Source organism: Pseudomonas sp. PA15(2017), from assembly GCF_001945395.1.
Classification (GTDB): Bacteria; Pseudomonadota; Gammaproteobacteria; order Pseudomonadales; family Pseudomonadaceae; genus Aquipseudomonas.
The window spans coordinates 93573-106841 of record NZ_MSXV01000059.1 but is presented as its reverse complement, the minus strand read 5'-3'; the positions used below and the strand labels follow the sequence as shown (position 1 = coordinate 106841).

General features: G+C 63.0%; 12 protein-coding genes. 3 read left to right on the top strand and 9 right to left on the bottom strand.

Annotated features, from left to right (window positions below; genetic code table 11):
- Positions 1 to 80 precede the first annotated feature (80 nt).
- The 3 genes from BVH03_RS24630 to BVH03_RS24620 form a co-directional block, all read right to left on the bottom strand.
- Entirely contained in the window at positions 81 to 836 is a 756-nt protein-coding gene (locus tag BVH03_RS24630; protein ID WP_075931202.1) for a DeoR/GlpR family transcriptional regulator, read from the bottom strand.
- Positions 837 to 917: 81 nt separating this feature from the next.
- A complete protein-coding gene (gene glpK, locus BVH03_RS24625) occupies positions 918 to 2414 on the bottom strand; it encodes a glycerol kinase GlpK (protein WP_075963651.1) in 1497 nt (498 codons plus the stop codon).
- A 69-nt stretch (positions 2415 to 2483) separates the two neighbouring features.
- Positions 2484 to 3332 (bottom strand): MIP/aquaporin family protein, encoded by an 849-nt coding sequence (locus BVH03_RS24620; RefSeq protein WP_075963650.1) that lies wholly within the window; start codon positions 3330 to 3332, stop codon positions 2484 to 2486.
- A gap of 331 nt (positions 3333 to 3663) precedes the next feature.
- On the opposite strand from BVH03_RS24620, the gene ybaK reads away from it, so the two are divergent.
- Positions 3664 to 4131, top strand: coding sequence for a Cys-tRNA(Pro) deacylase (ybaK, locus tag BVH03_RS24615; RefSeq protein WP_075963649.1), 468 nt, complete (start codon positions 3664 to 3666; stop codon positions 4129 to 4131).
- Between the two features lie 188 nt (positions 4132 to 4319).
- Here ybaK and BVH03_RS24610 read toward each other — a convergent pair whose 3' ends face one another.
- Genes BVH03_RS24610 through BVH03_RS26235 form a run of 4 tightly spaced genes read right to left on the bottom strand, consistent with a single transcriptional unit; the run spans position 4320 to position 9108 of the window.
- Positions 4320 to 5684: an efflux transporter outer membrane subunit gene (locus BVH03_RS24610; RefSeq protein WP_075963648.1), complete on the bottom strand. Its 1365-nt coding sequence runs from the start codon at positions 5682 to 5684 to the stop codon at positions 4320 to 4322.
- An 11-nt stretch (positions 5685 to 5695) separates the two neighbouring features.
- Positions 5696 to 7642, bottom strand: coding sequence for an ABC transporter permease (locus BVH03_RS24605; protein WP_075963647.1), 1947 nt, complete (start codon positions 7640 to 7642; stop codon positions 5696 to 5698).
- On the bottom strand, positions 7636 to 8805 hold the full coding sequence (locus tag BVH03_RS24600; protein ID WP_075963646.1) for an efflux RND transporter periplasmic adaptor subunit: 1170 nt from the start codon (positions 8803 to 8805) through the stop codon (positions 7636 to 7638). Before BVH03_RS24600 ends, BVH03_RS24605 begins: the two co-directional genes overlap by 7 nt.
- 15 nt (positions 8806 to 8820) lie before the next feature.
- Entirely contained in the window at positions 8821 to 9108 is a 288-nt protein-coding gene (locus tag BVH03_RS26235; RefSeq protein ID WP_143486065.1) for a hypothetical protein, read from the bottom strand.
- A gap of 464 nt (positions 9109 to 9572) precedes the next feature.
- Between BVH03_RS26235 and BVH03_RS24595 the strand changes: the two genes are divergently transcribed.
- Positions 9573 to 10331, top strand: coding sequence for an ABC transporter substrate-binding protein (locus BVH03_RS24595; RefSeq protein ID WP_256574811.1), 759 nt, complete (start codon positions 9573 to 9575; stop codon positions 10329 to 10331).
- 96 nt (positions 10332 to 10427) lie between these two features.
- A complete protein-coding gene (locus tag BVH03_RS24590; protein ID WP_075963644.1) occupies positions 10428 to 11207 on the top strand; it encodes a PhzF family phenazine biosynthesis protein in 780 nt (259 codons plus the stop codon).
- On the opposite strand, the gene BVH03_RS24585 is transcribed toward BVH03_RS24590, so the two are convergent.
- Together BVH03_RS24585 and argF are read right to left on the bottom strand one after the other, a co-directional pair.
- On the bottom strand, positions 11204 to 12289 hold the full coding sequence (locus BVH03_RS24585; RefSeq protein ID WP_075963643.1) for an ABC transporter ATP-binding protein: 1086 nt from the start codon (positions 12287 to 12289) through the stop codon (positions 11204 to 11206). The two genes, BVH03_RS24590 and BVH03_RS24585, sit on opposite strands and share 4 nt — an antisense overlap.
- The gene (gene argF, locus BVH03_RS24580) at positions 12286 to 13206 is read right to left on the bottom strand and encodes an ornithine carbamoyltransferase (protein WP_075963642.1); all 921 of its coding nucleotides are present in this window, start codon (positions 13204 to 13206) and stop codon (positions 12286 to 12288) included. Before argF ends, BVH03_RS24585 begins: the two co-directional genes overlap by 4 nt.
- Positions 13207 to 13269: the final 63 nt, after the last annotated feature.

Genomic DNA, 13269 nt, shown 5'->3' with positions numbered 1-13269 from the left:
GATGTTCGAATAGGAATAAAAAATGACACGCACCCGAGCCACGGGCGTGTTGCCCAGGGCTCGGGTGGAGAGGGGAGGGTTCAGACGACTTCGAGGCGGATCTTGTGCTGGTCGAGCAATTGGCAAAGGCCGGCGACTGGCTGCTGGTCGGTTACCAGGCAGTCGATCAGGCTGATCGGGCCCAGGCGGATCATCGCGTTGCGGCCGAACTTGCTGGAGTCGGCGGCGAGAATCACCTTGCGGGCGTTGGCGATGATCGCCTGTGAAACCCGCACTTCCTGATAATCGAAATCCAGCAGGCTGCCGTCTTCGTCGATGCCACTGATACCGACCAGGGCGAAGTCGACCTTGAACTGGCTGATGAAGTCCACGCTCGCCTGGCCCACCAGGCCGCCGTCGCGGCGCACGTTGCCGCCGGTGAGCAGCACGTCGAAATCGTCCTTGGCGGCGAGCATCGAGGCGACGTTGAGGTTATTGGTGATGATCTTCAGGTGGCTGTGGTTGAGCAGCGCCCGGGCGATGGCTTCGGTGGTGGTGCCGATGTTGATGAACAGTGAGGCATGGTCGGGAATCTGTGCGGCCACCGCTTCACCAATGCGCTGTTTTTCCTGGCGCATCTGGTCGGCGCGCATCGCGTAGGCGGTGTTCTCGACGCTGGAATCGTAGGCCGCGCCGCCATGGTAGCGGCGCAGCAGGTTGGCATCCGCCAGCTGGTTGATATCGCGGCGGATGGTTTGCGGAGTGACGACGAACTGGGTGGCCAGCTCCTCGATGCTGACGTAGCCGCGTTCGCGGATCAGATCGAGGATTTGCTGCTGGCGAGGGGGCAGATTCATTGAGTGTCCTTCGGGCCGCACGAGATTGCACCATGATGCCGCACGAACCTGCTCACTGCCAGCGACAGCCGGGGCTGTGGCTCACTTCTGCTCTTCGTGGGGCTGCCAATCACGGGTGCGATCCACGGCCTTTTTCCAACCCTCGTAGAACTTTTCCCTGTCCGCATCGGCCAGTTGCGGTTCGAACTCGCGCTCGGTCACTGCCTTGCCGCGCAACTCGTCCAGGCTGCTCCAGAACCCGGTGGCCAGGCCAGCCAGGTAGGCAGCGCCCTGGGCCGTGGTTTCGCGCATTTCCGGGCGTTCCACATGGGTGCCGAGAATGTCCGCTTGGAACTGCATCAGGAAGTTGTTGGCCACCGCGCCGCCGTCCACGCGCAGGGACTTGAGGCGTTCGCCGGAGTCCTGCTGCATGGCGTCGAGCACGTCGCGGGTCTGGTAGGCGATGGACTCCAGGGCGGCGCGGATGATGTGGTCGATCCTCACGCCGCGGGTCAGGCCGAGCAGGCCGCCACGGGCGTAGGGATCCCAGTAGGGGGCGCCAAGACCGGTGAAGGCCGGGACCAGGTACACGCCGTTGCTGTCCTTGACCTTGCCGGCGAAGTATTCGGTGTCGTAGGCGTCGTTGACCACCTTCAGTTCGTCGCGCAGCCACTGGATGGTGGAGCCGGCGTTGAAGATCGCGCCTTCCAGCGCATAGGCCGGCTCGCCGCGCGGGCCGCAGGCAATGGTGGTGAGCATGCCATGCTGGGAGTGGACTGCCTTGTCGCCGGTGTTCATCAGCAGGAAGCAGCCGGTGCCGTAGGTGTTCTTGGCCTGGCCTGGGTCGACGCACATCTGGCCGAACAGCGCGGCCTGCTGGTCGCCCGCGATACCGGCGATGGCGATGCCGCTCTTGGTATGGCCATAGACTTCGGACGAGGATTTGACCTCCGGCAGCATCTCGCGGGGGATATCCAGCACCTCCAGCATCTTGGCATCCCACTCACGGGTGTGGATGTTGAACAGCAAGGTGCGCGAGGCATTGGTGTAGTCGGTGACGTGCACCTTGCCACCGGTGAATTTCCAGATCAGCCAGCTATCGATGGTGCCGAACAGCAGTTCACCCTTGCGGGCGCGTTCCCGGCTGCCTTCGACGTGATCGAGAATCCACTTCAGCTTGGTGCCCGAGAAGTACGGGTCAGTGACCAGACCGGTGGTCTCCTTGATGTACGGCTCGAGGCCGTCGCGCTTGAGCTGCTGGCAGATCTCGGTGCTGCGGCGGCACTGCCAGACGACGGCGTTGTGGATCGGCCGGCCGGTGTTCTTGTCCCACACCACGGTGGTTTCACGCTGATTGGTGATGCCGATGGCAGCTACCTGATCATGATGCAGACCGGCCTGAGCCAGGGCTTCGACCATCACCGCGCTCTGGGTGGCGAAGATTTCCATGGGGTCGTGCTCGACCCAGCCGCTTTGCGGATAGTGCTGGGTGAATTCGCGCTGGGCGATGCATACCACGTTGGCGTCGCGGTCGAAGATGATCGCGCGGGAGCTGGTAGTACCCTGGTCGAGGGCAATGATGTAGTTCTTGTCGGTCATGTCGATTGCCTTGAGGTGAGCGGAGAACAAAATGGCGTGCGTTTCGAGCCGATCCGCACGCCGTTGAAATCAGGATGCTTTGACGTCACGGTCGGCGGCGCGTTCTGCCACCGGTGCCTCGACCGCGCTGGGCAGGTGTCGCGCGATCAGGGTTCGGTATGCCGCGGCGCCGATGCAGGCGCCCAGGATCGGCGCGAAAATCGGTACCAGGAAGTAGGGGATGTCGCGGCCACCGGTCAGGGAGATCTCGCCCCAGCCCATGATGAAGGTCATCAGCTTTGGCCCGAAGTCACGCGCCGGGTTCATCGCGAAGCCGGTCAAAGGGCCCATGGCGCTGCCGATCACGGCGATCAGCAAGCCGATCAGCAGCGGCGCCATGGGGCCGCGCGGCAAGCCATTGTTGTCGTCGGTCAGGGACATGATCACACCCATCAGGATCGCGGTGATCACCACTTCGACCATGAACGCCTGCCCGGTGGACAGTACCGAATTGGGAAAGGTGGAGAATACCGAGGCCAGTTCCAGGCTGGCCTGGGAGCCACGGACCATCTGGTTGGCCTGTTCGAACTCGGCGAACAGCCCGCTGTACAGGGTGTACACCAGCAGTGCGCCGCAGAAGGCACCGGCGATCTGGGCAAGGATGTAGAACGGCAGTTTGCGTTTTTCGAAACCGGCGAACAGCCAGAGCGCGATGCTCACTGCCGGATTGAGGTGCGCGCCGGATACGCCCGCGGTCAGGTAGATGCCCATGCTGACGCCGACGCCCCAGATGATGCTGATTTCCCAGAGACCGAAACTGGCGCCTGCGACCTTGAGGGCGGCAACGCAGCCGGTGCCGAAGAAGATCAGTAGGGCCGTGCCCAGAAACTCGGCCATACATTGGCCCGATAGCGAGGGTTGTGGTAGCGCAGTAGTCATGAGGAAGCCTCGTTTTTGTTGTTGTTGGCGCTGGTGTCAGGTACGGCGGCCCACTGCTGGGTAGGGCAACCTTCGCACCATGGCCATCGGATAAGGATCTCTGAATGTTCGTAATCGAAAAAATTAGATGCGGTTTGCGCGTATTGTCAAAAATCGAACCGTGTAAACGGTCGATATTTTCGATATCAATCGCGCGTACAGTTCAATAGGTCAGTTTGGCGAGTAATAGGTTCCGTTGTGAAACAAGTTTCCTAGGCGGCCACAGATCGGCGCAGCGTTTTGCCGGCAGCAGCGCTAGAATCCCGAGGTCTTTCCTGCAGTCGGAGCCTTCATGACACCTGCACTGAATCTGTTGAAGAAGGCTGGCGCCGTGCATCGCATTCACAGCTATGAGCACGATCCCAAGGCGGCGTCCTATGGGTTGGAGGCTGCCGAGAAGCTAGGCCTTGAGCCGGCGCGGGTGTTCAAGACGTTGCTGGCAGCCAGCGAGAAGGGCGAGCTGTTGGTGGCGGTGGTGCCGGTGGTTGGCAGCCTCGACCTCAAGGCCCTGGCCCAGGCTGCAGGCGTGAAGAAGGTGGACATGGCTGCGGTCGATGCCGCACAGCGCTCGACGGGCTATCTGGTCGGTGGCATCAGTCCCCTGGGCCAAAAGAAGCGCCTGCGCACCTTTATCGACCGCCGTGCACGCGACTTCCCCACCGTTTACGTGAGCGCTGGTCGGCGTGGGCTGGAGGTCGAATTGAGCGCCGAGATTCTGGCCGAGCATACCCAGGCGCAGTTCGCCGATATCGGCCGCTGAGCCTTATCGCGTCAGAAGAAGGTGAAAGCCGAAGGCCGTGCGCCATGACGGCGCGTTCAAAGGCCAGGCAGTTGGCCGAGTAGACAGGCCATGTCGATCCGGATACGAGAGAGAGCTTGGTCCAAGACAGGAGGTCAGGCGGGACACGGGGCACAAGATGGGCATGTTTCGTGGTGCGATGGATAACCTCAATCCGCCTTCACCCACCCACCACCTAGCGCTCTGGCCAGTGCCACGCCGCTTTGCAGGCGAGCCAGGCGGAGCAGGACGCTCTGGTCTTCGGCAGCATACAGTGTTCGCTGAGCGTCAAGCAGATTGAGCAGGTCATCAGCGCCGGCCTGATAGCGTCGCTCGGCGATCTGCAGGGCACGTTCGGCCTGGGTCTTCACGTCCTCTTGTGCCCGCCATTGCGCCTCCACGCCGCTGCCGGCGTTGAGTGCCACTTGAACATCCGCGAAGGCTTCGATGATGGTCTGGCGGTAATTGGCCAGCAGCTCTTCGCGCCTGGCGGCACTACGATCACGTTCGGCCGCCAGAGCGCCGCCATCGAAGATAGGGGCGGTGAGGGCGGCGGCCAGAGAATACACGGGGTCGGCGAATATACGATTCAGGCTGCCAACCGCGTTGTTGGCACCGACCGAGAGGTTAAGGCGAGGCAGAAGGGCCGCGCGGGCAACGCGCAGATTGGCGTTGGCGGCGCTGAGTTGCGCTTCGGCTCGGGCCAGATCCGGACGACGTAGCAGCAGATCGGCAGGTAGGCGAGCATCCAGAGAAGGCGCTTGCAGCCTGGACAACGAGGTCGATGATTGTGCCGCTGGTTCGCCCTGGCCCAGCAGTACGGCGAGTTTGCTGCGCACGTCATCGGCCTGCTGGCGCAACTCTTCGCGGTGGCGCCGTTGCTCGGCGGCCAGGCCACGTTGCTGAGCCACCTCCAGCGGCGTGGCGGCACCGGCATTGGCGCGTGCCTGCACCGTGGCCAGCACCCGCTCGGCATTGCTCAGGTTGAGATCGGCCAGACGTAGAAGCTCGTCGAGGGCGACCTGGCGCAGCCAGGTTTCCACCAAGGTGGCAGTCAGGCTCAGGCGCAGGGCATCGCGGTCAAAGCGGCTGGCGTCCAGCTCGGCTCGCGTGGCGTCGTAATCAGCCGCCAGACGCCCCCACAGATCCACCTCATAACTGGCGGCGAGACCACCGCTGTAGCGATTTCCGCTGCTATCGGCGTTGCCACCGAGGCGGCCTTCACGATTGCCGCTCAGGTTGCCATCCAGACGAGGCAGCAGTGGGGCACCGGCGGCTCGGGTGGCGGCTTCGGCCTGACGTAGCCGCGCCGCGGCTGCGGCCAGGTCCTGGTTGTTGCGCAATGCCTCGTCGATCAAGGCGTCCAGTTCAGTGCTGGCAAAGCCGCGCCACCAGGTGTCCGTCACGGGTTCGCCAGCTTGTGCATGACGCCACTGGGACGGGACGGCCGGCAGCTCGTCAGGTCTTTCGGTGTTGTGGCTGCATCCGCTCAGCAGCAGGGCTGAGCACAGTGCTCCAATGAGGTAGCGGGTCATTAACAATCCTGTCATTGCGCGGCCAGTGCCACCACTGGGTCGAGCCGCGCGGCAGTCTTGGCCGGCAGGTAGCCGAACACCAGACCTGTGCCCATCGAGCAGGCGAAGGCCAGCAGCATGGCCGACAGCGAGAACACCAGTGGCACACTCCAGAGAATCAGCAGGGTGCCAAATGCCAGGCCGCTGATCACGCCGAAACTGCCGCCAACCAAGGTAATCAACACCGATTCGGTGAGGAACTGGCGCATGATGTCGCGCTGGCGGGCGCCAGTGGCCATGCGGATGCCAATCTCGCGGGTGCGCTCGCGTACGGTCATCAGCATCACGTTCATCACGCCGATGCCGCCAACCAACAGTGACACCGCGGCGATCAGGCCGAGCATCAAGGTCATGCTCTGCCTCGTCTTGGCTTCGGCCTGCAGCTTGGCGGCCGAGTTGTAAACGCGAAAGTCTGTGCGGCCATGACGGTCCTGCATCAGTTCTTCGATGGCTGTCTGCGCCTGAATTACCAAGTCGCTGCTTTTTACCTGAATGGCGCCGTAGCTCTCGTCGCGCAGTTTGGGAAACACCCGCACCATCCCGGTGCTGTGTGGCAGCAGTATTTGTTCGTCAGGGTAATTACCACCGGCGTCGCTGCCTTTTTCGCTCATTACGCCGATCACCTCGAAAGGCGCACTATTGATCAGGATGACCGTACCCAGCGGGTCACTGCCATCCGTGAACAAGGCTTCGTAGACCCCGTGGCCGAGCACTGCAACCGGGGCGACTTCGCGGTTCTCCGCGGCGCTGAAAAAGCGGCCGCGTGCCACTGGCCAGTGATGAATCTGCGGCAGTTTGTCGCCGACCCCGAGCACTTCGGTATGCAGGGCCTCCTGGCCGTGACGGATCAGCGCCGGGTCACGCAGGATGGGCATCACCTCGGCCACTTCGTGCAGCTCGCCAATGGCGGCGAAGTCATCGAGAGTCAGCACGCCGATGGGGCCGCCGGTGCGCGGTACGGCGCTGCCTATATACATCACGTTGGCACCCATTACGCCCAGCTCCCCAACCACTTTCTGCCGTGCACCCTCACCGACGGCGAGCATGACGATCACCGAGGCCACCCCGATGATGATGCCCAGCAGGGTCAACGCGGTACGAAAACGGTGGATCAGCAGCACACGCCAGGCGCTACGCAGCATTTCGCCGAGTTCGCTGGAGAACGAAGCACCGCTGTCGCGCCCGGCCTGGCGCATGTCAGGGGCCGGCAGGGCGTTGCTGGGCGCGATGTGGCCGCTGTCGGTAATGACCTCACCGTCGCGAATCTCGATCACCCGCTGTGCCTGAGCGGCCACGTCGCGGTCGTGGGTGATCAAGACGATGGTGTGGCCGGCATCGGCCAGTTCGTGCAGCAGTGCCATCACGTCCTTGCCACTGCGGCTGTCGAGCGCGCCGGTGGGTTCGTCGGCAAGGATGATCCGCCCGCCGTTCATCAGCGCCCGGGCAATCGACACCCGCTGCTGCTGGCCGCCGGACAGTTGGTTGGGGCGATGATCCAGACGCCCGTCCAGGCCCAGGCGATGCAACAGCACGCTGGAGCGCTGGCGACGCTGTTCGGCCGGCATACCGGCGTAGATCGCCGGTACCTCCACGTTTTCCCGCGCTGACTCGGTGGCGATCAGGTGATAACCCTGAAACACGAAACCAAACGCCTCGCGGCGCAACCAAGCGAGTTGATCGTCGTCGAAGGCGGCGACGTCTTCGCCAGCGAAACGGTAAGTGCCGGCGCTGGGGCGATCCAGGCAGCCGAGGATGTTCATCAAGGTCGACTTGCCGGAACCGGATGTGCCGACGATGGCCACGAACTCGCCGGCCTGAATCGACAGGTCGATGCCGCGCAGCACGTCCACCGCCGGGGCGTCGTTATTGCCACCGTAAGTGCGACGGATGCCTTGCAGTTCGATCAGCGCCGTTACCACTGGAACCTCGACATGCCCCTGTCAGCCTGTACTTCGTCAGTGACCAGGCGCTCGCCTTCGTCGAGGCCATCGGTGATTTCCACCACCTGGCGACTCCGTGCGCCGACCTGTACGGAACGCAGCTCCGGACGTTCGGCGCTATTCAGGATGCGCACCTGGTGCTGACCTGGCTTGCCCAGCAGGGCGTCCAGCGGCGCGGTCAGTACGCCTTGCACCGAAGCTGTGATGAATACCACCTGAGCGGTCATCTGCGGCATCAGCTCGCGATCGGCGTTGTCTACTTCGAACAACACCGTGTACTGCACCACCTTTTCGGTCTTGCTGGTACTGCTTGCCGCTTCGCCCTGACTGCCAGCTGGCACCGGTGGGGCGGGCAGCACCTGACGCACTTTGCTGTACCAGCGTCGTTCATCTCCACCCAAGGTGTTGAAGTACAGCGGCATGCCGGTCTTGATGCGGCGAATATCGGCTTCGGAGACCCAGGTCCAGCCGGTCATGCTCGACAGGTCGGCGATGCGCAGCACGGTGGGCGTCTGGTAGGTGGCATTGAGGGTTTGCCCCTCTTTCACGTCAATGCCGAGCACAGTGCCGGCGATCGGTGCGTAGAGCTTGGTGTAGCTCAGTTGCGCCTCGTTACCCTTCAGCAGCGCCTGGCTCTGGGCGATCTGCGCGCGTAAATTGGCGAGCCGGGCTTGGGCAGCCTTGTGATTCGCTGCGGCGGTCTGCACATCTTCCTCACGGGTGGCATCCAGCCTGGATAGGTGCAATTGTCGATCATGTTGCTGACGAGCCAGCACCAGCTGCGCCTGTTGTTCCTGCAATTGTGCGCGCAGGCCATCCAGTGCAGCACGGTCGGCTTCGACCGTGGCTTCGTGCAGGCTGGCATCGATCTCGGCAAGCAATTGGCCCCTTTCGACCTGCTCGCCGGGCTCGACGTGCAAGCGCATCACCTGCCCGGACACCTGGGCGCCGACATCCACCGAATGGCGCGGTTGCAGGGTGCCGATGGCCACCACCGTGGCCTCGACATCGCCGCGGCTGACTGCCACGGTTTCGTAAGTCAGCGTCGACGAGGCGCTGAACCAGCCAGCGAGGCCGACCAGCAACAACGGGATAATCACCAATAACCAACGACGACGGTAGGAATGCACTGAAAGCGGCATGCGCAGAATCAATCTCTAGCTCAGCGTTGAACGACCATCGATGATTCCCCGAGCAACTGACATCATCGCGCTAGGGTACGCGGCGGTGGCTGCCGAGGTGATGGTAAATGTAAGAATCGCAGCCTTCACCGCAGGACCAAGTAAGGGAACTGGCGTAGGCATAAACGTAACTCCTATATGCAAGACGAATGACTGGCGTAAAACCCAGCGGCCCTTTCTTGATGGATTGTAACAAAATATTTCTAAGTCTTTCGGCGAATGGTACTGCGCTGGCGTCAGGCCAAATTCAATCGTTTCCAGCATCAGGGGATCGATTAATGGCGAAATTCATGCGCTCCGACGCGGCGTTCCAGAATTGGTAGCGGACGATCGTCATCGCGCGTCGATGGGTATCGATCACGATCGCCAGTGCAGCGCTTGGCTGTGAGGAGCTATACAGGCTGAACACGTGGCCGCTGAGGCGCCGCGTCTTTCGTTCGAGCAAAGGGGTGTTGCCCCTTTCTCAATCAACTCGGTCAATGCGATAGTGGCCATGGTGAGCGCGGCATCGCCGATGCTCGTGAGGTTTTGCAGAAAATGCTGGCCAAGATTTACGACGATCACTCACTGGCGCCTACAGGGCGCCCACGATTGGTTTGCTCATGCCATGGGTTGGGACACTATCTGCCTGCCCTCGGGCATGACCGAGGGCGGCGTGGCAAAGGACAGGGTGTCAGTGGCGCCCGCGGTAGCAGGAGGCGAGGCGAATAGTGAGGGATATTGGTTGGTTGGCAAGAAGCCTGCTGGCGGCTGTGCTGCTGAGCAGCGCCTGCGCCCGGGCGGAAACCCTGATCATGGAGGCCGACGTCTGGTGCCCGGTCAACTGCGCGCAGGACGCCGAGCGCCCCGGCATCTTCGTCGAGTTAGCCACGCAGATCTTCGCCGAGGCCGGCATTCAGGTCGACTACCGCGTCACCAACTGGGCTCGTGCCGTGCAGGACGTGCGCAGTGGGCGTGCCAACGCACTGGTTGGTGCTGGTGTGCGCGACGCGCCGGACTTTCTCTTTGGAAAATCGGCGCCGGGTATTTCCCGCAACTGTTTCTATGCTCGGGCCGACAGCAAGTGGCGCTATACAGGGTCGGATTCGCTCGCCACGATTCGTCTCGGGGTGATTAACGGTTATAGCTACGGCCAGGAACTCGACAACTATATCCGCCGGTATCAGAAGGAGTACGACCGCCTGCAGCTTGCCGCCGGTGAGCAGGCACTGGCACTGAACGTGCGCAAGGTCGAGCTGGGGCGCCTGGACGCGCTGCTGGAGAACACCTGGATCATGGCCATGTATCAGGACCAGCACGGCAATCACGATGATCTGGTCGAGGTTGGCTGTCGGGTGCCGGACGTGCCGATCTACATCGCCTTCTCCCCCGTGCTGTCGTCCAGTGCCCGCTATCGCGATATCTTCGACGAAGGCGTGCAGCGCTATCGGCATGACGGTCGCCTCGACGCCCTGCTGCAACGCTACGGCATCCATACCCAGCCCTGATCACACTGTTGCGCCCTATTGGCGCCGCGCTGTATCGCAGCCAGGCGGTGCGATAGAGGCATGCTGAGCCATCCGTCATCTTCAAGGAAAATCCCGATGTCCCTGCCGTTTCACCAGATCGACGCCTTCAGCGACAAGCCTTTTGCAGGCAACCCGGCGGTGGTCTATCGCCTCGACCAGTGGCTCGACGCTGGTTTGATGCAGCAGATCGCCGCCGAGCACAATCTGGCCGAAACCGCCTTCGTGGTCAAAGAGGGCGCAGCCTGGCGCATCCGTTGGTTCACGCCGACCACGGAAGTCCCGCTGTGCGGGCATGCCACCCTGGCCAGTGCCCATGCCCTGTTCGAGTGCCATGGCGAGCCGGGTGAGCGTATCGATTTCAACTACGTGGATGGCAGCCTGTCGGTGCGCCGCGAGGGTGATCGTCTGGTACTGGATTTTCCTTGCAATGCGCCGACGCCAATCGCCGAGCCCGAGGGCCTGGCGCAAATCCTCGGGCAGAAGCCAACTGCCGTGCTGGATGCGCCGCAACTGCTGGTAGTGCTCGAATCCGCAGCGGCCGTACGTGCCTGTAACCCCGACTTGCGGGCGTTGGCGCAGCTGCCCTGGCCGGCGGTGATCGTGACCGCGCGAGGCGAAGCGGTGGATTTCGTGTCGCGCAATTTCGCGCCGGTGGTGGGCATCGACGAGGATCCGGTCACCGGCTCGGCCCACTGCATCCTCACGCCGTACTGGGCGCAGCTGCTGGGCAAGCCGGCGCTGAGCGCTTACCAGGGCGGCGCCCGAGGCGGTTTCCTGTGGTGCCGCTTGAAGGGCGAGCGGGTAGAGATCGCTGGCCAGGCCCGGGTGGTGAGCAGCGGCCAGCTTTTCCTCTAGTCCGCTCGTTCCAGCGTCGAGGGCGCCGCCACGCTGCCTGGCGCGGCGAAGGCCACCAGGTGGTCGGCGGCGATGCGGATGCCCACCTGTTCACCGGGCTGGTGATCGGCATGGCTGGGGAACAGGGCTTCCAGCTGGCTGCCGGTGGGCAGTTGCAGGCGATACAGAGTGGCGGCGCCGAGAAAGCTCTTGCCGACGATCTTGGCCTTTTGCGCGTTCTCGGGGTCGTGAACGATATCGTCCGGGCGCAGCAGCACGTCCACCGCACTGCCGACTGGCCATGAATAGGTACGGTTGCCGCGGATCAGACCCAGCTCGGTCTGCACCTCATCGGGCGCAAGCAACTGGCCGCGAATGAAGTAACCCTGGCCGATGAAGCTGGCGACGAAGGGCGTCTGCGGTTCATGGTAGAGGTTGAAGGGCGTGTCCCATTGCTCCAGATGCCCAGCCTTGAACACGCCGACCTGGTCGCTGACGGCGAAGGCTTCTTCCTGGTCATGGGTGACCAGAATCGCGCTGGTGCCACGGGCCTTGAGAATGTCGCGCACCTCTTGGCTCAGGCGCCGACGCAGCTCGCCGTCGAGGTTGGAGAACGGCTCGTCGAGCAATAACAGTTGCGGGTTGGTAGCCAGCGCGCGGGCCAGGGCGACGCGCTGCTGCTGCCCACCAGACAGCTCGTTCGGGTGGCGTTCGCTCAGTTGGTCGAGCTTGACCAGCTCCAGCAATTCGCGGGTCACCTGCTCGCGGTCGGGCTGCTTGCGAATACCGAAGGACACGTTCTGCGCCACGCTCAGGTGCGGAAACAGCGCGTAGTCCTGAAACACCATGCCGATGCGGCGCTTCTCGGGCGCCAGGGTGAAGCCCGGACGGGAGATGACCTCGCCGGCCAGGGCTATTTCACCTTCCAGCACCGGCTCGAAGCCGGCGATGGCGCGCAGGGTGGTGGTCTTGCCACAGCCGGAGGGGCCAAGCAGGCAACCGATTTCCCCGGCGTTGAGGTGCAGGTTCAACTGCTGCACGATGCGCTGGTCACCGTAGCCGCAACCCAGATTGCGCAGGCTCAACAGCATTGGCTGGCTCATGCGTGGTGATACGCCGGTTCGACCAGGAATTCGAGCAGCGCTTTCTGCGCATGCAGGCGGTTCTCCGCTTGGTCCCAGGCAGCTGAGCGAGGATCATCGAGCAGGTCGACGCTGATTTCCTCGCCACGGTGTGCCGGCAGGCAATGCAGAAACAGCACGTTCTCGTCGGCGGCGTCGAGCAGCGCGCGGTTCACCTGATAGGGCGCGAACAGCTTGTGGCGCTCGGCGACTTCTTCTTCCTGGCCCATGGAGGCCCACACGTCGGTAGTCACCAGGTGCGCACCGGCGACTGCTTCGCGCGGATCGCGGAAAATCTTCACCCGCTCACCCGCTTCGGCCAGCAGGGCGGCGCTCGGCTCGTAGCCTTCCGGACAGGCGACGTGCAGGGTGAAGTCGAACTGCATGGCTGCTTCTATATAGGAGTTGCACATGTTGTTGCCGTCGCCGATCCAGGCAGCGGTCTTGCCGACGATGCTGCCGCGCTGTTCATGGAAGGTCTGCATGTCGGCCAGTAACTGGCAGGGATGCAGATCGTCCGACAGGCCGTTGATCACCGGTACGCGGGAGTTGGCGGCGAACTCGATCAGGGTGCTGTGGGCGAAGGTGCGGATCATGATCGCATCGAGCATGCGCGACATGACGATGGCCGAGTCGGCGACCGGTTCGCCACGGCCCAGCTGGGTGTCGCGCGGCGACAGGAAGATGGCCTGGCCGCCGAGCTGGATCATGCCGGCTTCGAACGATACGCGGGTACGGGTCGAGGCTTTCTCGAAGATCATGCCCAGCACGCGATTGCGCAGAGGCTCGAAGAGTACGCCGCTGTTGCGCAAGCCTTTCAGCTCCATGCCGCGTCGGATCAGTCCCACCAGTTCGTCCGGTGTGCAGTCCTTCAGCGAGAGAAAGTGTCTTGCGCTCATCGTTAACTACCTTTTGACATACAGGGCGCAGGTTGTTTTTTCGAGGAAAAACGGGAGAACCTG

What these genes read in the sequence shown, in the direction of transcription:
- BVH03_RS24630 (WP_075931202.1), bottom strand. Translation starts at nt 836, where the DNA reads ATGAATCTGCCCCCTCGCCAGCAGCAAATCCTCGATCTGATCCGCGAA.
- glpK (WP_075963651.1), bottom strand. Translation starts at nt 2,414, where the DNA reads ATGACCGACAAGAACTACATCATTGCCCTCGACCAGGGTACTACCAGC.
- BVH03_RS24620 (WP_075963650.1), bottom strand. Translation starts at nt 3,332, where the DNA reads ATGACTACTGCGCTACCACAACCCTCGCTATCGGGCCAATGTATGGCC.
- ybaK (WP_075963649.1), top strand. Translation starts at nt 3,664, where the DNA reads ATGACACCTGCACTGAATCTGTTGAAGAAGGCTGGCGCCGTGCATCGC.
- BVH03_RS24610 (WP_075963648.1), bottom strand. Translation starts at nt 5,684, where the DNA reads ATGACCCGCTACCTCATTGGAGCACTGTGCTCAGCCCTGCTGCTGAGC.
- BVH03_RS24600 (WP_075963646.1), bottom strand. Translation starts at nt 8,805, where the DNA reads ATGCCGCTTTCAGTGCATTCCTACCGTCGTCGTTGGTTATTGGTGATT.
- BVH03_RS26235 (WP_143486065.1), bottom strand. Translation starts at nt 9,108, where the DNA reads ATGCTGGAAACGATTGAATTTGGCCTGACGCCAGCGCAGTACCATTCG.
- BVH03_RS24590 (WP_075963644.1), top strand. Translation starts at nt 10,428, where the DNA reads ATGTCCCTGCCGTTTCACCAGATCGACGCCTTCAGCGACAAGCCTTTT.
- BVH03_RS24585 (WP_075963643.1), bottom strand. Translation starts at nt 12,289, where the DNA reads ATGAGCCAGCCAATGCTGTTGAGCCTGCGCAATCTGGGTTGCGGCTAC.
- argF (WP_075963642.1), bottom strand. Translation starts at nt 13,206, where the DNA reads ATGAGCGCAAGACACTTTCTCTCGCTGAAGGACTGCACACCGGACGAA.